Source organism: Arthrobacter sp. AG258 (assembly GCF_004364695.1).
In the GTDB taxonomy this organism is placed as follows: domain Bacteria; phylum Actinomycetota; class Actinomycetes; order Actinomycetales; family Micrococcaceae; genus Arthrobacter.
Window position 1 is genome coordinate 15,110 of the sequence record NZ_SOBI01000009.1, and the last position, 20,908, is coordinate 36,017.

The window sequence follows — 20,908 nt, forward strand, 5'->3', positions numbered from 1 at the left end:
CGAGGTCAGGCGAGAGTGAATTTCTCCTCAACCAGCGCCAGCAGCGGGCGGGAGTTCAGGCACACCAGGAACACCACGGTCCCGGCGAGCAGCGGCAGCAGGTAGGTGGTGGTCATCAGCAGGAGGGTGGCGGTGACGAACAGGATGCCGGCGTTGCCCAAGGAGACCCGCTTCCGGGCGCTGAAGCTGTACAGGGAGAGCCGGTACACGTCCCGGGTCCGGAACGAGAACCGGGACAACAGCAGCAGCGCGTTCAAGCCCGCTGTGGCCACGAGCAGCGCGAGGACCAGCAACGCCGGCCGGAGCGCCGGTGCTGCGGGTCCGAGCGACGGCAGTCCGGCGAGGTTCACCGCGATGACGGCCAGGACCAGCAGGTACGGCAGCCACACCTGCAGGGCCTGGCCGGCATTCATCCGGTAGCCGCGGATGAAGTCCTGGTACACCTGTCCCTCATGCCCCGTGAGCATCCGGTTGAACGCATAGATGCACGCCACCAGCGCCGGACCGGCCGGAATGAGCGCCGGCAGGACCAGCCAGGCCCCTGCGAACGGGGCCGCCACCAGTGCCGCCGGCAGCAGTACGTTGGCCAGCACCAGCAGGGCCGAGCCCGTCATCACGCCCGCCACGGTGCCGGCCGCCCTGAAGAGGGGGCCGGCACCGTACTCCGCTTTCTTCTGAACCACCAACTGCCTTTCGGTTGCCGCGGCAGGCAGGCTGCCGCCGTCGTCCGCCTACTTCTTGTCCGCGTAGGCCTTGTACGCCTTGTTGGCCAAATCTACATACTTGCCCATGCCCTTGCTGTCCAGCTCCTTGACGTAGGCGTCGAACTCGGAGAGGGGCCGCTGGCCGGTAATGAACTTCAAGGTGTTCTGCTTGACGTGGTCCTTGAGCGGCGTGAGCACCAGCGTGGCCTGTTCGCGGTCCGTGTCGCTGAACGGCACAGGCGGCGCCACTGGCTTGGGCGTCTTGCTCTTCATGGCCTTTTGGAACGCCAGCTCCTCGTCGTTGAAGGTGGACTGCAGCAAGTCCGTGGTGCCGCCATAGGAGAAATTGCCACCGGAGAAGCCGTAGTCCACGCGCAGGTCCTTGGTGCCTGCCGGGTTCAGGCCCTGGAAGTTGATGTCCTTGGCCAGGACGCGCTTACTGCCTTCCTTGGTGTAGGTGGTGCCCTGGACGCCCCACTTGGAGAATTCCTGGCCGGCGTCGCTATAGAACAGCCAGTCGATGTACTGCATCAGCGCCACGAAGCTGTCCTTGTCCTTCACCGAAGAGTTCAGCATGATGCCGTTCTCCAGCCGCGAACCACCGATCAGGTCACCGGCCGGGCCGCCGGGGACGGTGATCTTGCGGACCGCGAAGTTGCCCTTGCCCAGTGACTGCTCCATGGACGTGCGGTAGGTGATGATGTTCTGCGAGTTGGCGCTGATCACGAACGACTTGCCGGACGTGAACTTCTGGATGGCGGAATCGTCGGTCTGGGTGAAGCTTTCCGGGTCCATCAGGCCCTCGGACACCAGCGAGTTGAAGTAGGTGACCAGGTCCTTGAACTGGCTGCTGGCCGAGCCGAAGGCGAATTGCTTCTTGCCGTCGTCGAACGTCAAGCCGTCCACCAGGCCCCAGCCTGCCACCGTGCCGAACGCGGTGCCGGCAATGTTCAGCACGCTGTTGCCATTGAACCGGTCGGAGAAGGGCACGACGTCGGGATGGGACTTCTTGAGCTTGCGGAGCACCTCGCGGAACTCGTCCCAGCTCTTGGGCTCGGCAATGCCTTCCTTTTCCAGCACGTCGGTGCGGAACGCGAGCGTGTAGTCCGGCCAGAGCTCCTCGTGCAGGCCAGGCAGGACGTAGTACTTCCCGTCCTCCTGGGTGAGTCCTGCGATTTCAGGTTCCAGCTTCCATTTCTTGATTTTGGCCTGGTAGTGGGGCATGAGATCCACGTAGTCGCTGACCGGGAGAACCGCACCGGAGGACACATACGCGCTCTCCTGGCCCGGGTAGGTCTTGGCGATGATCTCGGGTGCGCTGCCGGAGCTGATCAGGAGGCTCCGCTTTTGCTCGTAGTCGCTGCTGGGGACGATGGTGGGCTGCAGCGTGACGTTGTTGTCGCTGGCCATCTTGGTGAAGAGCAGCCAGTCCTTCTTGTACGGGTAGGTGGGTTGGTCGCTGAAGAGGAACGTGAAGCTCAGCGGCGTCGTCGCCTTGAACGTGTCCCCCACCCCGAAGCTGTCCATCGCACCGTTGCGGGCCTTGGAGGTGTCCACCTTGCTGCCGGAATCCGAGTCGCACCCGGCCATCACCAGGCCGAAGGCTGCGAGCGCGGACAGGCCGAGGAAATCTCGTCTGCGGATCATGGGTTTTCCTTTCATAACGGGTTATTCCTTGACGGAGCCGAGCATGACGCCCGAAAAGAAGTACTTCTGGACGAACGGGTAGACGCACAGGATGGGGATGATGGTGAGCACGATGGTCACCGACTGGATGTTGGCGGCGATCTGGCCCACGTTCTCTGCCGTGCCGCCGGCCGAACCCGCGGTGGTGACGCCGGCAATCATGTTGCGGAGGTAGATGGTCACCGGGAACAGGTCCGGGTCGTCCAGGTAGAGGAACGCCTGGAACCAGGAGTTCCAGTTGGCCACGGCGTAGAAGAGCACCATGGTGGCCACGATGGCCTTACTCAGCGGCAGCACCACCTTGAAGAGGACGCCGTACTGGGTGAGGCCGTCGATGGCGGCCGCCTCCTCCAGTTCCCGGGGCATGTTTTCGAAGAACGACTTCATGATCAGCAGGTTGAAGACACTGATGGCGTTGGGCAGGACCACGGCCCACAGGGTGTCCCGCATGCCCAGCGACGTGATGAGCACGTAGTTGGGGATCAGGCCGCCGTTGAAGAACATGGTGAACACGGCGATGCCGATGAACACGCTGCGTCCCTTGAGGTCCTTCTTGGCGATCGCGTACGCGAAGCTGGTGGTCAGGCCCATCGAGATCGCGGTGGCCACCACCGTGTACAGGACGGTGTTGCCGTAATTCCGCCAGAACACCGAGTCCGCCAGGATCAGCTGGTAGGTCTGGGTGTTGAACCCCAGCGGGAAAAGGTTGACCTGCCCGGCGTTGATGAACCCTTCGCTGGAGAAGCTCTGCGCCAGGATGTTCAGGAACGGGTACATGGTCAGGAAGACCACCACCAGCAGGAACACCAGGTTGGCCACGCGGAACACCCGCATGCTGCGGGAGACCTTCATGTCCTTGACCAGCACACCGGTGTCCGCCGTGGGCTTTTGCACTGCGGTTTCCTTCACGGTTGTCCCTTTCACGGTGGCCCCTTTCACCACAGGCTCGTTCCGGCGAGCCGTTTGGAGATGGCGTTCGCGGAGAGGATCAGCGTGAGGCCGATGACGGATTCGAACATGCCGATCGCGGCCGCGTAGCTGAAGTTGGACGATTCCAGGCCCACCCGGTACAGGTAGGTGGAGATGACGTCCGAGGTCTGGTAGTTGAGCGGGTTGTAAATCAGCAGGATCTTCTCGAAGCCCACGGCCATGAACGTGCCGATGTTCAGGATCAGCAGCGTGATGATGGTGGGCCGGATGGCCGGGAGGGTCACATGCCAGGTCTGTTGCCACCGGTTGGCGCCGTCGATCCGGGCGGCCTCATACAGCGACTCGTCGACCCTGGTGAGGGCGGCCAGGTACAGGATGGCGCCCCAGCCCATGGTCTGCCACACCTCGGAGCTGATGTACATGGGCCGGAACCAGGCGGCGTCCTGGGTGAAGTTCACCGTGCTTCCGAAGACCGCACTGGCGATCTGGTTCACCGTACCGGTCATGGAGAAGTTCTGCAGGATCATGCCGGCGATGATCACCACTGACATGAAGTGCGGCAGGTACGCCACCGTCTGGACGAATTTCTTGAACTTCTGCGAGCGCAGCTCGTTCAGCATCAGCGCGAAGATGATGGGCATGGGGAAGCAGAACAGGAGTGTCAGCACGCCCAGGATGATGGTGTTCTGGAAGGCCTGCCAGAAACTGGGATCGTTGATGAACAGGGTGACGTACTTCAGTCCCACCCATTTCTCGCCGAAGATGCTGCCGCCGGGCTGGAACTGCCGGAACGCGATCACGTTGCCGGCCATGGGCAGGTAGCGGAAGATGGCGAAGTAGGCCAGCGGCAGCAGCACCAGCGTGTAGAGCCGCCAGTCGCGCTTGATGGCGAGCTTCCAGCCGCCGGGCTTGTTCCGTGGTTTGTCCTTGCGGCCGGGCGGCTGTGTGGTGACCGCTCCGGGAGGTACTTCCAATTGCGTGGCCATGTTGCCTCCTACCGGCCGGCTTCTGCGTGTGTGCGGGCGTGTTCGCCAGCTGCCTCTTCCAGGACCAGGACCCCGTTGGCGGCCAGTTCCACTGCACCCGTGATTCGGGTGCCGGTGAGCACGTCCGTGCCGCCCGCCCCAACATCCACCCGGGCCGGTGCGTCGTTGTGGTTGAGGACCAGCAGGTAGCTGCGTCCGTTGCCGGCACGACGGCGGACCTGCACTCCCAGCGGCGCGTCCAGTTCGGGGCGGATCCCCGCAGCGGTCCGTTCGGCGTCGAGCAGTTCCTCCAGGTAGGTGCCGTCCACCCTCGCCGAGAGGTAGACGGCGGTGCCGCGGCCGAAACTGTTGCGGGTGACGGCCGGCGACCCGGCCAGCCTGCCCGAGGCGTAGCTGGCCAGCACCTCCGCCGAGGTGGCGTGCAGGTGTTCGGTCCAGTAATCCGCTGAGGCCGTGCCGCCGTCGGCCGTTGAAAGCTTGACGTCCTCGCCCTCCCCGGCCAGCGGGTGCATCTCCTCGCTCCACGCGCCCAGGACGTTGCGGAGGGCGCCAGGGTAGCCGCCGAGCCGGATCGTGTTGTCCTGGTCCACAATGCCGGAGAGGTAGCTGGCCACCAGCCGGCCGCCGCCGGCGACGTAGTCCTCGTAGCGCTGTGCGGCGTCGTCGGTAAGCAGGTAGGTGGCGGGAAGTACCACCAGGCTGTACTGGTGAAGGTCGCTGGTGGTGTCCACGAAGTCCACGGTGATGTTGGCGTCAAAGAAGGGCCGGTAGAGGCGGAGGACTTCCTGCGCGTAGCTCAGGTCCGAGCGGGGCGAGTTGCCCAGTTCCAGGGCCCACCAGCAGTCCCAGTCAAAGACCAGCGCCACCTTGGCGGTGGAGCGGCTGCCGGTGATTCCGGAGAGGTTCTTGAGCTCCCGGCCCAGTTCGCAGACCTCCCGGAACACCCGCGTGTTGGGGCCGGCGTGGTTGACCATGCCGGAGTGGAAGCGTTCCGTGCCTCCCCTGGCCTGGCGCCACTGGAAGAAGAGGATGGAATCGGCTCCCTGGGCGATCGCCTGGTAGGAGCCTAAACGCATTTTGCCGGGGAGTTTGGAGACGTTGACGGACCATTGGCTGACGGCTGCGGTGGCTTGTTCCATGACCAGCCAGGGCTGGCCCTTCCGCAGTGAGCGCATGAGGTCGAAGTTGAGGGCGGCGGCAACGTGCGCGTCGGATTCGCGAGGGTCCGGATAGATGTCCAGTGCGGCGGCATCTTCCTCGGCGGCCCAGGCCCAGTAGTCGTTGTTCTTGTAGAAGCGCATGAAGTTGGTGACAACGGGCAGTTCCGGCGTGTAGCGGCGCAGGATGTCCCGTTCGGCCTTGTAGTGCGCCAGCATGCTGTCTGAGGTGAACCGGTGGTAATCGAGCCGGCGGGACGGGTTGGACCAGGTGCGGGGCTGGGCAGGTGCATTGACCTGGGCCCAGTCGGAGTAGACCTGGCCCCACACGTCGGTGCTCCAGGCCCGGTTCAATTCCTCCAGGCTGCCGTACTTGTCCTGGAGCCATTCCCGGAAGGCGCGGTCGGCGTGCGGGCCGTAGGAGACGGGGCCGTACTCGTTGTTGACGTGCCACATGCACAGGGCGGGGTGGGCGGCGTACCGCTCCCCCATCTTTTCGGCCATCGCCAGGGACTTTTCCCGGTAGGCGGGGTGGGAGACGTCGAAGTGCTGGCGGGAGCCGAAGCCGAAGGTGCTGCCATCAGCCAGGACCGGAAGGATGTCCGGGTGCCGGGCGATCAGCCAGGCCGGCGGGACAGCGTCCGGAGTGGCCAGGTCCACGCCGATGCCGTTGGCGTGCAGCAGGTCCATGATCTCGTCCAGCCAGCTGAAGTCGTAGATGCCGTCTGCCGTTTCGAGCCTGCTCCAGGAGAAAACGGCCAGGGTAACCAGGTTGACCCCTGCTTCCTTCATGAGGCGGACGTCCTCGTCCCACACCTCGCGCGGCCACTGCTCGGGGTTGTAATCCCCTCCGTAGGCGATGCCGCCAAGCCGGTCATGCAGGCGCTTAAGCCGGTGTTCGGGGGTATGGGTGCGTTGCTCGCTGGTCATCATTGTCCTTTGGTTGGCATGTTGGCCGCGGGCTCCCCACCAGTGCGACCTGCATCACACAGAGAAACTATCGTAAACTTTCAGCAATAACAACAGGTACGTGAAAGTAGGAGCGCACTTCTTTCTCCGCATTACCGCGGATGCGAACGCTAACATGGATGCATGCAGGGGCCCCCGTCCGGAAAAAGTCGGTCCAGGCGCAGGCCAAGTTCCGTATTTTCCAGGGTTGGAAGAAACTATCGGAGCTGCTTGTACGACCGGCGTGGCAGGTTTCGCAGCGCCAATGCCAGTATCAACAGCCAGCCTGGGACCGCACGATCCAGGCCGGCCACCCCCGGTGGGCGCGAACGCCCTCCTCCGCTAGCGGCAGGCAGTGGTCCGGCGCCCGCTATCCTGGCTCTTTGATGTCCTGCAGCACTTCATTGCGTCGCAGGAACCAGGGCTTGAAGGGCGGGTCGAAGCGCGCGTATCGCGGAGCGCCGACCGGCGTCAGCCCGGCCACTTTCAGTGCCGCTTGGAGCCCCGCGGTATGCCGCTCAAAGGAAGAAGCGGAGCCGCCGCCCGTGAAGCTGAGGGCAGCGGAAAGGGAGGCCGGAACGGCGCGCACCGTCACCCTGGGGTCGGCGGGAGCCGGGGCCGTGTCGGCCGTGACGCCGGCCGGGAGCACGAATCCCACCACGAACTCCGCCGGCCCACGGGCTCCCGGCAACGGCCCCTGCTGCAGCACGGGAGCCGTCATGGCCAGCTTTTGCGGGGAACCAGGCTCCTGGATGACGGGCGCAGTCATGGCCAGCTTGCGGCGGGCGGAGTTGTTGCCGCTGATGTAATTGAACAGGTAACGGAACGCCGCGTTTCCGGCCCGGTCGAAGTCCGCCCTGACCTTGACCTCAGCCACGACGTAAGCCGGATACCAACGGAGCTCGAAATGTGGATACCGGCGGATCAGTTCATAGGGCTGCTGTTCAGTCATGGTGCGTCAGAGCCTACGCCCGTGGCGCCTGGGCGGCCAGACCTGCACCCCGGCTCACCCCACGCGCCGTGTGGCGCGCCTCCGAAAGAAGCCGCGCAGGGCCCCCACTCCCATCAGGACGACGGCCAGGGTTCCAATTCCACCGAAGAGCGCTGTCAGGACCACGCCGGCACCACGGAACCACTCTCCGCCACTTTCATAGCCCGGAACAATCGCCCGGCCAGGATCATCTTCGGCATAGATCACAGGAACATCGGTTCCCACCACAGGGTGCTGGTCGTGGTCCACGGCCGCGAACGTCCGGTGGGCCGATCCGTCCGGCGTCGTGAAGTCAACCCGGATCCTGCGCTGGGATGCCTTGGTGACATCGTCAAAGTGGACGATCGTTCCGGTTGCCCGCACTCCAGTGCGCGCGAGTTCTTCGTCCGCGTTGATCATGAAGCTGCCCGCACCGATCATGATGGGCCCCAGGCAAAGGACCAGGACGGTGACCGCCAGGTTCAGCCTTATCTTCCACGGCCGCGCGGGTTTGCGGTTCTTGTCGGTTCTGCGCCCAGTCACGGCTCCCATTCTGCCCGAGCCTGTCAGCAAAACCACACACTGGACCGTTGCCATGGGCAACCATGAGCGGCATAATAGTTAGCAGAACTAATTAGCAGTGCTAAATAACCGCAGCAGGAGGCGCACCCGCTTACATGTCACCCGCCCACACCAAACCCCAGGCCACAGCAGACCCCACCGCCCCGGACACCCTCGCCATCGACCTGCGCACCGCCGTGATGCGCACGTCCCGCCGGCTCCGCGTCGAAGCAACCGGCGACATCATCACCCCTGGCCAGTACACCGTCCTGGCCCTGCTCAACGGCAGCGGTCCCAGCACGCTGCGCGCACTGGCAGAGAGCGAACACGTCCAGGCCCCATCCATGACCAGGATCGTCAACGCCCTCGCCGACCAAGGATTCGTCACCAGGTCCGCCCATCCCGACGACGGCCGCCAGGTTCGCGTGGACATCACCGACGCCGGCAGGACGGTCCTCGAGGAAGCACGCCGGCAGCGGACCGCCTGGCTGGCCCGGCGCGTGGCAGGACTCAGCGAGGACGACCGGCTCACACTGAGCCGCGCGGCCCGCATCATGCAGGAAATGAGCGCCAAATGAGTGCCATGTTCCGGGCCCTCGAAAACCCCAACTACCGCATCTGGGCCGGCGGCGCGATCGTGTCCAACATCGGCACCTGGATGCAGCGGGTGGCACAGGACTGGCTGGTCCTGACCGTCCTTACGGACCACTCCGGTGCCGCGGTGGGCCTCACCACCGGCCTGCAGTTCCTGCCCATGCTGCTGTTCGGCCCGTACGGCGGAGTGCTGGCGGACCGGTACCGCAAGCGCATCATCCTGATGTGGACGCAGCTGGCCATGGGCTTCACCGGCTTGGCCATCGGCCTGCTCGTGGTCACCGGCACCGCCCAGTTGTGGCACGCCTACGTGGCTGCGTTCTGCCTGGGAGTTGCCAGCGCCGTGGATGCCCCCGCCCGCCAGGCCTTCGTGTCCGAACTGGTTGGCCAGGACAACATCTCCAATGCAGTGGCCTTGAACTCGGCGTCCTTCAATACCGCCCGGCTTACCGGCCCCGCAATCGCCGGCGTCCTCATCGCGTGGGTGGGCACCGGCCCGGTGTTCCTGCTCAACGCTGCCAGCTTCGCCGCCGTCCTGGTCTCGCTGTTCCGGATCCGCATCACCCAGCCGGCCCCCGTGGCAGGCCAACGCAACAAGCACCAGGTGGTGGAGGGCGTCCGGTATGTGCGCCGCCGTCCGGATCTGATGTTGATCATGGTCCTGGTGGGTATCCTGGGCGCGTTCGGCATGAACTTCCCGGTCATCAACTCGCTGATGGCCACCACCGAGTTCAGCATGGGGCCCAGTGAATTCGGGCTCCTCGGCTCGATCATGGCGGTAGGTACGCTCGCCGGCGCCCTCCTGGCCGCGCGCCGGTCCGGCCCCCGGCTGCGCTTCCTCCTGGGCGGCGCGTTAGGGCTGGGCTTCTTCACGATCCTCGGCAGCCTGGCGCCATCGTTCTGGACCTACGCAGCCATCCTGGTTCCGGTGGGCCTGGCGTCCATCACTTTCCTGAACAGCTGCAACACCAGCATCCAGCTCTCCGTGGAAGCCCCGTTCCGTGGCCGCGTCCTGGCGCTGTACCTGGCAGTGCTGCAAGGCGGCACCGCGCTGGGTTCGCCCCTGGTGGGGTGGATAGGCAGCCAGTACGGTGCACGCTGGTCGGTCGCCTCCGGCGGCATCGTGGTGCTCCTGGCCGGAATCGCGGCGGTGGTGGCGGTGAGCAGGCGGAACCGGATTACTTTCCGCGGCGCGCTCCGGATGGCGCTGGGCAGGCGGGAACCGGCCGTCTGAGCGTCGGTTGGGCGGGTACGGCCGATCCCGGCACCTGCGGCAAAGCCCGGACAAGCTTTACGGCATGGGCGCGCCGACGATATCCACCGAGATTTCGACCGCCGGCACCACTCCCCGGTTCTCCAGCCAGTGCAGGGTGTTCCGGTCCTCCGGCCAGCCCACGCCCGGCCCGTACTCCGTGGCAACCCCGTCCCGGTGGTCGGTGATGATCCCCGAGAGGACATAGACAGTGCCAGGCCGGCCTGCATGGTCATGGAGGGGGCCGAACACTCCACCGGGCTCGATGGTCACCATCCGCATCCGCAACTGGCGCCCTTCCATCCCGTCGATCTCGCCGGCAAGGTCGACCGCAGCCAGCAACTCCACCGAGACGCCAGTGGTCTTCGGTGCCACCTCCTCGACGCTCATCGCGCCCCTTCCCACAACCTCAATCTGCGGCGGCGCCGGCCCTGCCCCTGCCGGGGCACCCGGGTGCAGGTGCTTCCGGCGGCGGGTGCCGGCGTCGTCCTTAATGTGCCGGGCCTGCGACAGCGGGCCGAGGCGTTCAACGGGGCAGCGATGAAATGTTCAGGATGTTGCCCTCACTGTCCAGGAACCAGGCGGCGTCGCCCATTCCCTCCATCGAGGCGATGCCGTTCTCTGTCTTCAGTCCGGGCATGTCGTACTCCTCGAAAACGACGCCCCGGCCGCGCAGCTCCTCGACGTCGCGCCGTACGTCATCGGTTCCCCACCCTATCTGCGTGTTCTTGGCCGAGCCTGCGTTGTCCGTTTGGTAAATCAGGAACGCGGTACCCTTTCCGCACCGGTACACGAGCCCGCCGTCACTCATGGTCCGCTCGGGCTCCAAACCCAGCTTGTCCCGGTAGAACTCCCGTGCCCGGTCAATGTCCTTTGCCGGCAATACAGCCATGACTTCCAGATCTTTGAGCATGACAACAACTCTCCTTGCCACTTTTCCTGATGGCGATGCTCTCCCCCGAATCGGTCCGGCCGTCCCCCGCCGGGCCTCGTGGCCGTCCTTCCCGCCGAATGCCGGGGCGGCCACCTGGAGCTCCCTGATCCGCGGTGGCAGAAGCCATCGGCACGGGGTTCCCGAAGTCTACGAGGCCATTATGGAACTGTTCGTCCCCGCATGGAATAGGGGTTTTTATTGCGGGTGGGGCAGCGGCAGTGCAGCTATTTCCGGGCCGCCGAGATGGCCCTGCGGGCCGCCCTGCCTGCCACGGCCACCAGGGGAACCAGGCATGCCAGGACGGCGATGGTGTTGGGGCGGAACGCCGCCCTGCCATTGACTGTCCGGTACACCCCCAAGGGCAGGACGAACCCGCCGCCGCCTCCACCTGACGCACCTTTCTCCGATTCCATGCCGCCACCGAAGCCGAAGGAGACCAGCGCCACGGGCACGATCTCCTCCCCGCCGAGGGTGACCGTCGTGCCGTAGGCGCGGGCCACGCCCATGTTCTTGAAGGTGTCCACCAGGGATGCGAAGGTGTCAGGCATGGGTTCAGGATAGGCGCCGCTGTGGACGGGCCGGCAGGTCCTTTGGTCCTGCCACAGCGTTCCTCACCGCTTCGCAGGCGTTCCTGCCCGCCGAAGCTTGGAGAAGGCTCCGAGGCTGTAGGCAAGCAGGACCAGCGCCATGGCCACTCCGGCGGTCGCCGCCGCCGACGCCGCGCCCGGTTCCGTCCCGCTCAGCAGCCCAATACCGCCAATCGCTGCGAGCAGTCCGCCCAGAAGGTAGAACATGGGCTCCTTGAAGGCCCACGCGAACGGCAGGAAATGGAGGCCGACCACCAGTGCGATCAGCGCCGGACGCAGCACCAGCGCGCCTCGGGCGTCAAGCAATGAACTACCGGCCGCTATCAGCGCGAATTCAACCACCACGCACAGGACATAGACCGCGATGTGTCTGCCGCGGGGTGGCACGAAGGGTCCCAGGAAACGTGGCCTGGCGAAGAGGAACCACAGGCTGGCGCCCACAGCCCCGAGGACCAGGACGCGCGCGGCGCCGGACAATAGGTCCGCAAACCCTGGCGTGTAGGAGAACACGAAGAGGCATGCACCCCCAAGGCCAAGCAGGGCTCCCGTACGGCGGGGATCAACAAACCGCGGAGGTCCATCAGCCGGTAAAGGGGATGTCCGCTTAAGTAAAGTCACTGGATAATTTTCGCAGAGACCCTCCCGTTGCGGAACCAACCGAAGTCCTCAACTGCAGGGTTTCACTTCCGTATTTCCGCCAGCCGCAGCCTGACGATGTCCGCGACGACGTCGTCCGGCACCGGCCTGGCTGCGCTGAAGCGGATGGTTCCCTTGGACAGCGAGTAGCCCTCCAGGCGTCCGGCCACCGCCTCCACCACGGCCGAGGAGAACGGAAAGATCGAAAGGTGCTTGGCCGCGGCCACGGCAGCCACCAGCGGCTTGCCGTCGACCTTGAGGGCCGGCATCCCGTAGCTCATGCCCTCGGTGGCGTCCGGGGCCACGGACCGGGCAATCTCCACCACATGCCGGAGGCAGCCGCGGCCCGGTTCATCCGTCGCGGCCAGGGCATCATCCACGACGCCCATGGAGCGATCAGCTCTTCCGGGCGGCGACCGTGGCTGCGAGCGCCGCGAGGCCGCGCTCAAAGTCGCCGCCCACCAGCTTGTCCATGTTCATGAACAGGGCAAAGACCTTACCGAGCCCTTTGTTCTCCCCGGTCATCAGCCACGTCACCTCGGTGCCGCCAGGAGCCGGGCTGAACGTGAACGTCGTGGGGTTCAGGGCCTTGAACGGCTTGGTGAATTGCAGCCGGATCCCTATGCGGCTCGGAGGCACCGACTCCACGATCTCCATGGTTCCGCTGCCGGCCTTGCGGTTCCCGTTCCACTCATAGCCTGCGCCGGCCCCTGATTCGCTGCCGAAGTAGCGGCGGCTCATGCCCGGATCGACCGCCTCCCAGGGGGACCAGGCGGTCCATTCGTGGAAGTTGTTCACCAGCGGAAAGATCTCCTCGGCGGAGGCAGGGATGACCGCGCTGCGGCGGACTTCGAAAGTAGACATGGGCCAAGCATAGGGCCGCAGGCCGCCGGCGTTAAGGGAGGACCACGTTGACGGGTTCGCGGCCCTCGAGCAGCAGTCCGATCTGCTTCCTGACCAGGCGAACCATGCGGGGGAACATGGCCGAGCTGGCGCCGCCCACATGCGGAGTGATGAGCACTCCGGGGGTGGTCCACAGCGGGTGGCCGGCGGGCAGCGGTTCCGGATCCGTGACGTCCAGGGCGGCGCGGAGCCTGCCGGTTGCAGTCTCGGCCAGCAGCGCGTCGGTGTTGGCCACGGGGCCGCGGGCCACGTTCACCAGCAGGGCGCCGTCCGGCATGGCGGCGAGGAACTTGGCGTCCACGAGGTGCTCTGTTTGCCCGTTGAGGGGAACACTGACCACTACGATCTCGTGCAGCGGCAGCTGTTCGTAGAGCGAGTCGATCCCGTGGATGGTTCCGCCACCGTCCTCGCGTGAACGGCTGGCCATCCGGGTGACCTCGGCTTCGAACGGGAGGAGCCGGGCCTCGATGGCCTTGCCGACTCCCCCGTAGCCCACCAGCAGGACGCGCCGGTCCGCCAGGCTGGGGCGCTGGCTGTTGTCCCAAGTGCCGTTGTCCTGGTTCCGGACAAAGTCCGGGATGCCTCGCTGGGACGCGATCATCATGCCCACGGCGAGCTCCGCCGTCGAGGTCTCATGGACTCCGGCCGCGTTGGCAAAGGTGACACCGCCGGGCAGGATGCCCGCTACGCCGTCGTACCCGATGGACTGGCTCTGCACCAGGCCTACGTCCACGCCTTCCAGCGCGGCGAGCGCGGACGGCTTGCCCATGTAGGGCGGCACCAGGAGGTCCAGCCGGCCCTCGGGGGCCGGGCCCGCGAGGTCCCAGAGCACAAACTCGACGCCGTCCACCGGGGCGAGTGCGTCCAGCAGGTCTTGGGCGGGCAGGCAGACGCGCAGGCGGGCGCTCATGCGGCGACCATCAGCTTGACGTTGGCGGCGCCCAGGGCATCCTCGATTTCCTGCGGCGGTGGGGCATCCGTCACCAGGATGTCCACCGCATCAAATGCTGCCAGCCGCGCCAGCGCGTACCTGAGCATCTTCTGGTGGGTTGCCACCACCACTACCTGTTCCGCCGAATTCATAAGGGCGATCTTAGTGGCGCGCTCCACGTCGCGTTCGATGTAGAAGGCCTCATCGTGGATGCCGGTCACCCCGATGAACGCCGTTTTGGCGCGCAAACCGGCAGCCGCGCTCACGGTCATGGGACCGTTGAACGCCTGGCTGTCCAGCAGCAGCTCCCCGCCGAGGCAGATGGTGCGCGCCTCGGTCAACTGCAGGCAGCGCTGGATGGCCGGTGCCGAGTGCGTGATGATGGTCCCCCTGAAGGACGTGGGCAGTTCCTGGGCGATCTGGTACGTGGTGGTACCGGCGTCAAGGATGATGGCGTCCCGTTCGCTGATCATCGACACACAGGCCCGTGCGACCCGGAGCTTGGCGTCTGCGTCCTCCCGGACCCGGGCGGCGAAGTCGGCGTTCTGGCCGTGCCCGTCCACGGCACTGACCCCGCCGTGGACCACCCGGGCCAGGCCCCGCTTGGCCAGCACCCGGGTGTCCCGCCGCACGGTCATGTCGGAGACTGCGAACGTCCCCGCGAGGTCGTTCGTGGAAATGAAGCCTTTCCGTCCCAACTCATCGAGGATGGTGCGCTGGCGCGGCGTCAGCGGCGCCTCTCCATGTGCTGTGCTCATAAGCTGCTTATCCCTCCCCAATGCGCCGGGCAGAGCCTGGCGGCGTGTTGGACTTCCAACACAAATCTTCTTATGAACGTACCCCGGAAGCCGCATTCGCGAGCTCCACGGGGCGTCCTTCCGTAATAGAACGTTCCGCTGCCAGGCCCATCCGCACGGACTGCAGGCCGTCGGCAACAGTCACCTCTACGGGGCCTTCGCCCAGGATTGCCTTCCGGTATCCAAGGTGCTCGTAGTACGTGGAGCCGTGGTGGGCGCCGGCGGCGAGGACCGCCTCATCCACCGGCACGTCATGCTTCAGGGGGCCCAGCGGGGACCGGGGGCTGAATTCCACGGTCGCCTCGGCTTCGTCGCCGGGGATCCAGTGGTTGGCCGCCACCGGGATGAGGGTTTCGATCTTGGCGGCGTCGCCCACGATGGAGATCCGCTCCTGGAACTTGGACCCTTCGGCGAACATGGACAGCTCCAGCATGGCCCGCCGGCCTCCCTTGAAATCGACGATGACGTAGGCGTTGTCCACCATGTCCGGGACCTTGCCGTCGTACACCTCGTCCATATGGTTGACGTCGTGGCCGCCGCTGGCGTAAATCCGGACGGGCTCGTCCTGGAGGATCAGGCGCATCAGGTCGAAGAAGTGGCAGCACTTCTCCACCAGGGTGCCGCCCGTCCGCTCGGCGAAGCGGTTCCAGGAATCCACCTTGTGCAGGAACGGGAAGCGGTGTTCCACGATGGAAAGCATGTAGATGTTCCCAAGCTTTCCGGTGTGTGCCGCCTGGATAACCTCCTGGACCGGCGGCATGTACCGGTACTCCATGGCAACCCACACCGGTGCCGGGTAGCCCGCGGCGAGGACTTCGAGCTCGTCCGCCTGTTCTGCGCTGGTGCATACGGGCTTTTCGACCAGGACCGGGAGGTTGGTGCCGCTGGCGAAGATGTCCTTCAGGATGCCCAAGTGGGTGTCGTTGGGGCTGGCAATCACCAGCGCGTCAACCATTCCCGAGGCCAGCAGTTCCTGGTGGGAGCTGAAGAGTTGCACGTCGTAGCCGATTTCCTTGGCAGTCTCGTCGAGGGATGACGGCGTGGGGTCTGACACTGCGGTGATCCGGCTCCCGGGGATCAAGGCGAGGTTCCTGACATGTTCGCGGGCCATGTGGCCTGCCCCGATGAGTCCGTACCGGATGGTCCGGACAGATTCCGCAGTAGGCAATGACATGAGCTGCTCCGTTTCTCTACGTTGAGTGGGGGGTGCGGCGTTGCATCCCAAACACAACTATACAGAAAGTGTTGTTTTTCCAACATAGCGTGTGTATATTTCTTCAATACCAGCCGGAACTACAACGAGGTGGAACGTGCCCCAACCGTCAACTGGACCCCTGCTCTTCGTAGGCTGCGCCACTCTTGACTCCATTGCCCTGGTGCAGGATTACCCCGCTGCGGACAGCCGGACCGTGGCCACGGATTTCGCGGCGGCGGGCGGCGGCCCTGCAGCCACGGCAGCCGTCGCAGCAGCACGGGCGGGGGCGGATACCGCCTTCGCCGGCGTCCTCGGCACCGACGAAGAAGGCGACCGCATCATTTCCGGGCTGCAAGCCGAAGGCGTGGACACCTCCGCCGTGATCCGCGATCGCGGCGTCAAGACCGGCGCCAGCGTGATCATCGTCAGCAAGGCAACCGAGAGCCGGGCCATCGTCACCAGGCCCGTGCCGCCGGTCAGGTTCCCTGCGGGCAGCCGCTTCTTCGACCTGCTGGCATCCGCCGCCTGGGTCCATGCCGACCACTTGGGATGGAATGCCGTCGCAGGTGCCCGCTCCGGATCGCTGAACATCAGCGTGGACGCCGGCAATCCCATCCCATCCTTCAGCCCCCGCGGCATCGCACTCTACGTACCTACCGTGGAAAGGCTCCAGGCAGAGTACGGCGCCGGGCACTCCCCCGGAGCCCTCCTGCGCAAAGCGCTCGACGACGGCGCCGCGGCCGTCGTGGCCACCGCCGGCTCAGACGGCGCCTGGGTCCTGGAACGCGGCGGCGATCCCGTCCACGTACCGGCCACGCCGGCGGACATCGTTTCCACCCTCGGCGCCGGCGATGTCTACCACGGCGCGCTCCTCGCAGCCGTTGCCGCAGGCCTGCCGCTGGTGCACGCCGCCGCATTCGCCGGCCGCACCGCCGCAGCATCCTGTGCCGGGCTGGACGGCCGCTCTGCCATCCCCCGCCAGGCCATCACCACCGAATTCGCCTCCAACCACCATTCCTGACCCAACCCGCCCAGCTGAAAGTAGCCAGCCCATGAACCATGCAGACCTCTCCCCGCTCCAACGGCCCTCAGGCGCCTTTGCGATGCTCGCCGTTGACCAGCGCGAAGCCATGCGCAACATGTTCGCAGAGCACACCGACCAGCCCGTCACGGACCAGGACCTCCGGGACTTCAAGCTCGAGGCGGCCCGGATCCTGACCCCTTATGCCTCCGGCGTCCTCATCGACCGCCAGTTCGCCCTGGACCACGCAATCGAGGAAGGCGTGGTGGACCCCGGCTGCGGGCTGATCGCCTCCGCCGATCACTTTGAACCCGCCCACGGCGAACTGGTGGGCGAAGTGACCATCGACCGCCTGGTGGATCCGCACAAATACGCCGCCCTCGGCGTCAAGGCCCTGAAGCTGCTGGTGCTCTACCGCCCGGACGAACCCGCCGAGGGCCGCGTGGCCATGGTCCGCGAGTTCGTGGACAGCTGCCGGTCCGCGGGGCTGATAAGCATCATCGAACCCGTCTCCCGCAAGCCCCTGGCCGGCGGCGACTTTGACTGGAACGCGGGCATCCTGGCCGCCGCCAAGGAACTGGGCAGCCTGGGTGCCGACCTGTACAAGGCCGAGGTCCCGTTCCACGGCCAGGCTTCGGAAGCTGACGTCCGCGACGCCTGCGCCGAGCTCACCAAAGCCATCGACGGCCCGTGGGTGGTCCTCTCCTCCGGTGTTCCCGAAGACGTCTTCCCGGACGCCGTCCGGTGGGCCTGCCTCGAAGGTGCCAGCGGCTTCCTCTCCGGACGCGCAGTCTGGGCTTCCTGCATCGGCGCTCCCGACGTCGTCGAGTCCCTCTCCACCGACGCCGTCCGCAGGCTGCAGCGCCTTTGCGCCGTGGTGGACGACGTCGTGTCCGCCCAGAGGACCAACGCCTAGGCAGTTCTCCCGCACCACAAGCACCGTCACGGGGCCCGGCCCCTCTCAGCAGCAAGCAAACAAGGCACAGCAAACACTCAACGAGGAGATTATTGTGAGTCAGATTTCACGCCGGCAGGCAGTCGCCCTTCTCGGGGCCCTGGGCTTCGGCGCCGCTGCGGCAGCGTGCGCCGGGCCCGGCGGTTCCACCAAGCCGGGAGGGGCAACCGGTCCGTCGGCACCCGCCACCGGAACCGTCACCGGCAAGGTGTCCTTCGCCCACTGGCGCGGCGAGGACAAGGCCGTATTCGACGAACTCATCAAGCGCTTCGTGGCACAACACGACGGCGTGGAAATTGCCCAGGACATCTCGACCTCCAACGACTACAACGCCCAGGCACTGCAAAAGCTTCGCGGCGGCTCCATCGGCGACGCGTTCGCCACCTTCCGCGGCTCCCAGTTTAAGAACTTCACCGAGGCCGGGGTGTACACCGACCTCAAGGGCAGCAAAGCCGTAGGCAACTACCAAAAGGGACTCCTGTCCGCCGGGCAGAGCGGCGACAACCAGCTCGGCCTGCCCTACCAGGTGGTCTTCCCCATGCCCATGGCCAACCTGGACCTCTTCGACAAGGCCGGTGCAGAAACCTCGCCCAAGAACTGGGACGCCTTCCTGGGCATGTGCGAAAAACTCGCCGCCTCCGGGGTCATTCCCATTTCCTGGCCGGGCGGCGACGTCGGAAACGGCGGCCAGCTGTTCAACTGCATGATCGCCAACAACGCCCCCGTGGACGACATGTGCGCCCAAATCGAGCAGGGCAAGCTCAAGTGCACGGACGACTGGTTCCTCAAGATGCTGGGCCAGTACAAGGACCTGAAGCCCTTCGTGCAGCCCAACGCCACCGGCACCGCCGTTGAACCGGCCCAGAACCTGTTCTCCCAGGGCAAGGCCGCCATGCTCGCCACCGGCTCCTACCACCTCGCCGCGGTCCGCGGACTCGGTGCCAAGTTCCCGATCGACCTGGTATTCCCCAACACCACCTCCGACGGCAACGGCAAATACGAGGGCGCCTACAACGCCACCTTCATCCTGGGCGTCAACTCCGCCAGCAAGAACCAGGCGGCCGCGGCGGCATGGATCGATTTCCTCTCCGAGCCCGAGAACGCCGGATACTACGCCAACCAGACTGCCCAGCACGTCTCCGTGGACAAGGTGGAGTACACCAACCCGGACCTGAAGCGCCTCAGTCCCTGGCTGCAGAAGAAGACTGCACTCGCCGCCCGCTTCCAGTTCAACAACCTCGATGTCCGCAACGCGGTGGAGGCCAGCGCCACGGCCGTCATTTCCGGCACCAGCCCGGAGCAGGCAGCCGCTGCCGCCCAGAAGATTGTTGACGAACGGCTATGAGCATCCATCCGGGAACGGCTGCCCGGCGGAAGGCCCCGGACAGCCACACCCCCGACAACCCTGCCAAGGTGCGCCGCCGCTCTCCCACACGGGTGAATCCGGCCCTGTACCTTTTCCCGCTGCCCGCAGTCGCCGTCGTCGCCTTCTTTTTGGTGATGCCGACGCTGCAGGCGTTCCAGTACGCCATCACGGACTGGAACGGATTCTCCGCGGCGTTCAATTATGTGGGCGTGGACAACTTCGTCCGGGCGTTCACCAAGGACTCGCTGTTTACGAACGCGCTGACGAACAACCTGAAGTTCGTGCTGCTGGTGGTGATCGCCCAGACAGCGTTCTCGCTGGTCCTGGCCCTGCTGCTGACCAAGAACTCGCGGGGCAGCATCCTGCTGCGGGCACTGTTCTTCTTCCCCACCATCCTGTCCTCCGTCTCGGTGGCCTTCATCTGGAAGTTCATCTACGACCCCAACTTCGGCCTGGCCAACTCCGTCCTCCGAACCGTCGGGGTGGACGGTGGAGCCTACCTCGGCAACGACGCCCAAGCTTTGTACTGGGTGGCCGTCACCCAGGTCTGGTTCCATTCGGGCCAGATGATGGTGGTCTACATCGCCGGGCTGCAGGCCATCCCCAAGGAACTCTACGAAGCGGCGGAGATGGACGGCGCCAGCAAATGGCAGCAGTTCAAATCCATCACCTGGCCGTTCGTGGCCCCGGCCACCTCCATCGTGGTGGCTTACACCACCGTGCAGTCCTTCAAGGCCTTCGACCTGATCCTTGGCATCGCCGGCAACCCGCCCAAGGCAGCCCTGGATATCCTTTCCACCCGCATATACAGCACCTTTGCCAACTCGGAGTTCGGCTACGCCGCCGCCCAGTCGATTATCTTCATGGCGATGATCGCCCTGGTCACCTGGCTGCAGCGCCGGTTGCTCCGGCTCACCCCGAAGGGGGACTAGCAGCATGCTCGCAACACTAAGCCGCCGCGCCATCCTGGCCATCTACGCGGTCATCATCATCATTCCGCTGACAGTGGTGGCGTTCGGCAGTTTCAAGTCCACCCAGGAACTGTTCGCCGGCCCGTTCAGCCTTCCGCATTCACTCGCCCCGGATAACTTCGTTGAGGTGGTGGGCGGCCAGAACCTGGGTTCGTCCTTCATGAACAGCGTGATCGTTACCGGCGTTTCGGTGCCGTTGACCTTGTTCGTGGCCAGCCTGGCCGGCTACGCAGTGTCCCGGTTGAAGGGGTTCATGTCCTGGGCAATCTTCGGATTCCTGGTCCTGGGCATGGCCATCCCGGCACAGGCCAACATGGTGCCGCTCTACGTCCTCTTTGGCAGGCTGGGCTTGCTGGACAACCTGGCCGGCCTGATCCTGGCCAACGTCGTGTCCACGTTGCCCATTGCCGTCTTCATCCTGGGCGGGTTTATGCGGACCTTGCCCAAGGAACTCTATGAAGCTTCCTCCATCGACGGCAGCGGGCCGTGGAAGACCTACGCATCCATCGCCCTGCCGCTCTCCGCACCGTCGATCGCCGCGGCCGCCATCTTCCTGTTCGTCATCCACTGGAACGAGCTCCTCTACCCGCTGTTGTTCATCCAGTCCCCCGGCAACCGGACCCTGCCGCTGGCATTGCTCAGCTTCCAAGGTGAGTTCCAGACCAATTACCCGCTGCTGTTCGCCGGCGTGATCCTGGCTTCCCTGCCGGTGGTGGTGGCCTACGTCTTCCTGCAGCGCTACTTCGTTGCCGGCATCACGGCAGGGGCAAGCAAGGGATGAGTACAACGACGACGCGCGGCTCCGGCGGTGCCCTCACGGCCCA

23 protein-coding genes are annotated in these 20,908 nt (G+C 65.4%); 7 read left to right on the top strand and 16 right to left on the bottom strand.

Going from position 1 to position 20,908, the window contains the following annotated elements; translation table 11 throughout:
* Positions 1-5: 5 nt before the first annotated feature.
* The 7 genes from DFO47_RS17390 to DFO47_RS17420 form a co-directional block, all read right to left on the bottom strand.
* Complete coding sequence (locus DFO47_RS17390) at positions 6-683, bottom strand: DUF624 domain-containing protein (protein WP_133832453.1); 678 nt, start codon at positions 681-683, stop codon at positions 6-8.
* Between the two features lie 48 nt (positions 684-731).
* Positions 732-2,366, bottom strand: a complete 1,635-nt coding sequence (locus DFO47_RS17395; RefSeq protein WP_133832454.1) for an extracellular solute-binding protein — start codon at positions 2,364-2,366, stop codon at positions 732-734.
* Between the two features lie 6 nt (positions 2,367-2,372).
* The gene (locus DFO47_RS17400) at positions 2,373-3,242 is read right to left on the bottom strand and encodes a carbohydrate ABC transporter permease (RefSeq protein WP_133832550.1); all 870 of its coding nucleotides are present in this window, start codon (positions 3,240-3,242) and stop codon (positions 2,373-2,375) included.
* 83 nt (positions 3,243-3,325) lie between these two features.
* Entirely contained in the window at positions 3,326-4,306 is a 981-nt protein-coding gene (locus tag DFO47_RS17405) for an ABC transporter permease subunit (protein WP_109863980.1), read from the bottom strand.
* A gap of 8 nt (positions 4,307-4,314) precedes the next feature.
* Complete coding sequence (locus DFO47_RS17410; RefSeq protein ID WP_133832455.1) at positions 4,315-6,393, bottom strand: beta-galactosidase; 2,079 nt, start codon at positions 6,391-6,393, stop codon at positions 4,315-4,317.
* Between the two features lie 388 nt (positions 6,394-6,781).
* The gene (locus DFO47_RS17415; RefSeq protein WP_018762280.1) at positions 6,782-7,363 is read right to left on the bottom strand and encodes a heme-binding protein; all 582 of its coding nucleotides are present in this window, start codon (positions 7,361-7,363) and stop codon (positions 6,782-6,784) included.
* Positions 7,364-7,417: 54 nt separating this feature from the next.
* Positions 7,418-7,924 carry a DUF3592 domain-containing protein gene (locus tag DFO47_RS17420; protein WP_133832456.1) on the bottom strand — a complete coding sequence of 169 codons (507 nt, stop codon included), beginning with the start codon at positions 7,922-7,924 and terminating at the stop codon, positions 7,418-7,420.
* Between the two features lie 134 nt (positions 7,925-8,058).
* Between DFO47_RS17420 and DFO47_RS17425 the strand changes: the two genes are divergently transcribed.
* A complete protein-coding gene (locus DFO47_RS17425) occupies positions 8,059-8,520 on the top strand; it encodes a MarR family transcriptional regulator (RefSeq protein ID WP_018762278.1) in 462 nt (153 codons plus the stop codon).
* Positions 8,517-9,770, top strand: a complete 1,254-nt coding sequence (locus DFO47_RS17430) for an MFS transporter (protein WP_109863977.1) — start codon at positions 8,517-8,519, stop codon at positions 9,768-9,770. Before DFO47_RS17425 ends, DFO47_RS17430 begins: the two co-directional genes overlap by 4 nt.
* A 57-nt stretch (positions 9,771-9,827) precedes the next feature.
* Here DFO47_RS17430 and DFO47_RS17435 read toward each other — a convergent pair whose 3' ends face one another.
* From DFO47_RS17435 to DFO47_RS17475, 9 genes are all read right to left on the bottom strand, one after another.
* Positions 9,828-10,178: a cupin domain-containing protein gene (locus tag DFO47_RS17435; protein WP_133832457.1), complete on the bottom strand. Its 351-nt coding sequence runs from the start codon at positions 10,176-10,178 to the stop codon at positions 9,828-9,830.
* Positions 10,179-10,314: 136 nt separating this feature from the next.
* A complete protein-coding gene (locus DFO47_RS17440) occupies positions 10,315-10,701 on the bottom strand; it encodes a VOC family protein (protein ID WP_018762275.1) in 387 nt (128 codons plus the stop codon).
* Between the two features lie 245 nt (positions 10,702-10,946).
* Positions 10,947-11,270 carry a hypothetical protein gene (locus DFO47_RS17445; protein WP_018762274.1) on the bottom strand — a complete coding sequence of 108 codons (324 nt, stop codon included), beginning with the start codon at positions 11,268-11,270 and terminating at the stop codon, positions 10,947-10,949.
* A gap of 63 nt (positions 11,271-11,333) precedes the next feature.
* Positions 11,334-11,819: a hypothetical protein gene (locus DFO47_RS17450; protein ID WP_133832458.1), complete on the bottom strand. Its 486-nt coding sequence runs from the start codon at positions 11,817-11,819 to the stop codon at positions 11,334-11,336.
* A gap of 170 nt (positions 11,820-11,989) precedes the next feature.
* Positions 11,990-12,334, bottom strand: a complete 345-nt coding sequence (locus DFO47_RS17455) for a DUF1801 domain-containing protein (RefSeq protein WP_018762272.1) — start codon at positions 12,332-12,334, stop codon at positions 11,990-11,992.
* Between the two features lie 7 nt (positions 12,335-12,341).
* Positions 12,342-12,809: an SRPBCC family protein gene (locus tag DFO47_RS17460; protein WP_018762271.1), complete on the bottom strand. Its 468-nt coding sequence runs from the start codon at positions 12,807-12,809 to the stop codon at positions 12,342-12,344.
* A gap of 31 nt (positions 12,810-12,840) precedes the next feature.
* Positions 12,841-13,758 (bottom strand): 2-hydroxyacid dehydrogenase, encoded by a 918-nt coding sequence (locus DFO47_RS17465; protein ID WP_018762270.1) that lies wholly within the window; start codon positions 13,756-13,758, stop codon positions 12,841-12,843.
* Entirely contained in the window at positions 13,755-14,537 is a 783-nt protein-coding gene (locus DFO47_RS17470; RefSeq protein WP_109863974.1) for a DeoR/GlpR family DNA-binding transcription regulator, read from the bottom strand. The genes DFO47_RS17465 and DFO47_RS17470 overlap by 4 nt, the downstream gene beginning before the upstream one ends.
* A 70-nt stretch (positions 14,538-14,607) precedes the next feature.
* On the bottom strand, positions 14,608-15,750 hold the full coding sequence (locus DFO47_RS17475) for a Gfo/Idh/MocA family oxidoreductase (protein WP_133832459.1): 1,143 nt from the start codon (positions 15,748-15,750) through the stop codon (positions 14,608-14,610).
* A gap of 136 nt (positions 15,751-15,886) precedes the next feature.
* Here DFO47_RS17475 and DFO47_RS17480 point away from each other — a divergent pair, with 136 nt between their 5' ends.
* The 5 genes from DFO47_RS17480 to DFO47_RS17500 all read left to right on the top strand — a co-directional run bounded on the left by DFO47_RS17480 (position 15,887) and on the right by DFO47_RS17500 (position 20,865).
* Positions 15,887-16,792: a PfkB family carbohydrate kinase gene (locus DFO47_RS17480; protein WP_133832460.1), complete on the top strand. Its 906-nt coding sequence runs from the start codon at positions 15,887-15,889 to the stop codon at positions 16,790-16,792.
* 31 nt (positions 16,793-16,823) lie between these two features.
* Complete coding sequence (locus DFO47_RS17485; protein ID WP_018762266.1) at positions 16,824-17,708, top strand: aldolase; 885 nt, start codon at positions 16,824-16,826, stop codon at positions 17,706-17,708.
* A gap of 94 nt (positions 17,709-17,802) precedes the next feature.
* Positions 17,803-19,092 carry an extracellular solute-binding protein gene (locus DFO47_RS17490; RefSeq protein WP_133832461.1) on the top strand — a complete coding sequence of 430 codons (1,290 nt, stop codon included), beginning with the start codon at positions 17,803-17,805 and terminating at the stop codon, positions 19,090-19,092.
* Positions 19,089-20,045, top strand: a complete 957-nt coding sequence (locus DFO47_RS17495; RefSeq protein WP_018762264.1) for a sugar ABC transporter permease — start codon at positions 19,089-19,091, stop codon at positions 20,043-20,045. Before DFO47_RS17490 ends, DFO47_RS17495 begins: the two co-directional genes overlap by 4 nt.
* Before the next feature lie 4 nt (positions 20,046-20,049).
* Positions 20,050-20,865, top strand: a complete 816-nt coding sequence (locus tag DFO47_RS17500; RefSeq protein ID WP_018762263.1) for a carbohydrate ABC transporter permease — start codon at positions 20,050-20,052, stop codon at positions 20,863-20,865.
* Positions 20,866-20,908: the final 43 nt, after the last annotated feature.

Excerpts from the sequence above, each read along its gene's own strand:
- DFO47_RS17435 (WP_133832457.1), bottom strand. The coding sequence starts at position 10,178 with ATGAGCGTCGAGGAGGTGGCACCGAAGACCACTGGCGTCTCGGTGGAG.
- DFO47_RS17470 (WP_109863974.1), bottom strand. The coding sequence starts at position 14,537 with ATGAGCACAGCACATGGAGAGGCGCCGCTGACGCCGCGCCAGCGCACC.
- DFO47_RS17485 (WP_018762266.1), top strand. The coding sequence starts at position 16,824 with ATGAACCATGCAGACCTCTCCCCGCTCCAACGGCCCTCAGGCGCCTTT.
- DFO47_RS17455 (WP_018762272.1), bottom strand. The coding sequence starts at position 12,334 with ATGGGCGTCGTGGATGATGCCCTGGCCGCGACGGATGAACCGGGCCGC.
- DFO47_RS17460 (WP_018762271.1), bottom strand. The coding sequence starts at position 12,809 with ATGTCTACTTTCGAAGTCCGCCGCAGCGCGGTCATCCCTGCCTCCGCC.
- DFO47_RS17400 (WP_133832550.1), bottom strand. The coding sequence starts at position 3,242 with ATGAAGGTCTCCCGCAGCATGCGGGTGTTCCGCGTGGCCAACCTGGTG.
- DFO47_RS17465 (WP_018762270.1), bottom strand. The coding sequence starts at position 13,758 with ATGAGCGCCCGCCTGCGCGTCTGCCTGCCCGCCCAAGACCTGCTGGAC.
- DFO47_RS17425 (WP_018762278.1), top strand. The coding sequence starts at position 8,059 with ATGTCACCCGCCCACACCAAACCCCAGGCCACAGCAGACCCCACCGCC.
- DFO47_RS17500 (WP_018762263.1), top strand. The coding sequence starts at position 20,050 with ATGCTCGCAACACTAAGCCGCCGCGCCATCCTGGCCATCTACGCGGTC.
- DFO47_RS17495 (WP_018762264.1), top strand. The coding sequence starts at position 19,089 with ATGAGCATCCATCCGGGAACGGCTGCCCGGCGGAAGGCCCCGGACAGC.
- DFO47_RS17445 (WP_018762274.1), bottom strand. The coding sequence starts at position 11,270 with ATGCCTGACACCTTCGCATCCCTGGTGGACACCTTCAAGAACATGGGC.
- DFO47_RS17475 (WP_133832459.1), bottom strand. The coding sequence starts at position 15,750 with ATGTCATTGCCTACTGCGGAATCTGTCCGGACCATCCGGTACGGACTC.
- DFO47_RS17405 (WP_109863980.1), bottom strand. The coding sequence starts at position 4,306 with ATGGCCACGCAATTGGAAGTACCTCCCGGAGCGGTCACCACACAGCCG.
- DFO47_RS17440 (WP_018762275.1), bottom strand. The coding sequence starts at position 10,701 with ATGCTCAAAGATCTGGAAGTCATGGCTGTATTGCCGGCAAAGGACATT.
- DFO47_RS17430 (WP_109863977.1), top strand. The coding sequence starts at position 8,517 with ATGAGTGCCATGTTCCGGGCCCTCGAAAACCCCAACTACCGCATCTGG.
- DFO47_RS17415 (WP_018762280.1), bottom strand. The coding sequence starts at position 7,363 with ATGACTGAACAGCAGCCCTATGAACTGATCCGCCGGTATCCACATTTC.
- DFO47_RS17410 (WP_133832455.1), bottom strand. The coding sequence starts at position 6,393 with ATGACCAGCGAGCAACGCACCCATACCCCCGAACACCGGCTTAAGCGC.
- DFO47_RS17395 (WP_133832454.1), bottom strand. The coding sequence starts at position 2,366 with ATGAAAGGAAAACCCATGATCCGCAGACGAGATTTCCTCGGCCTGTCC.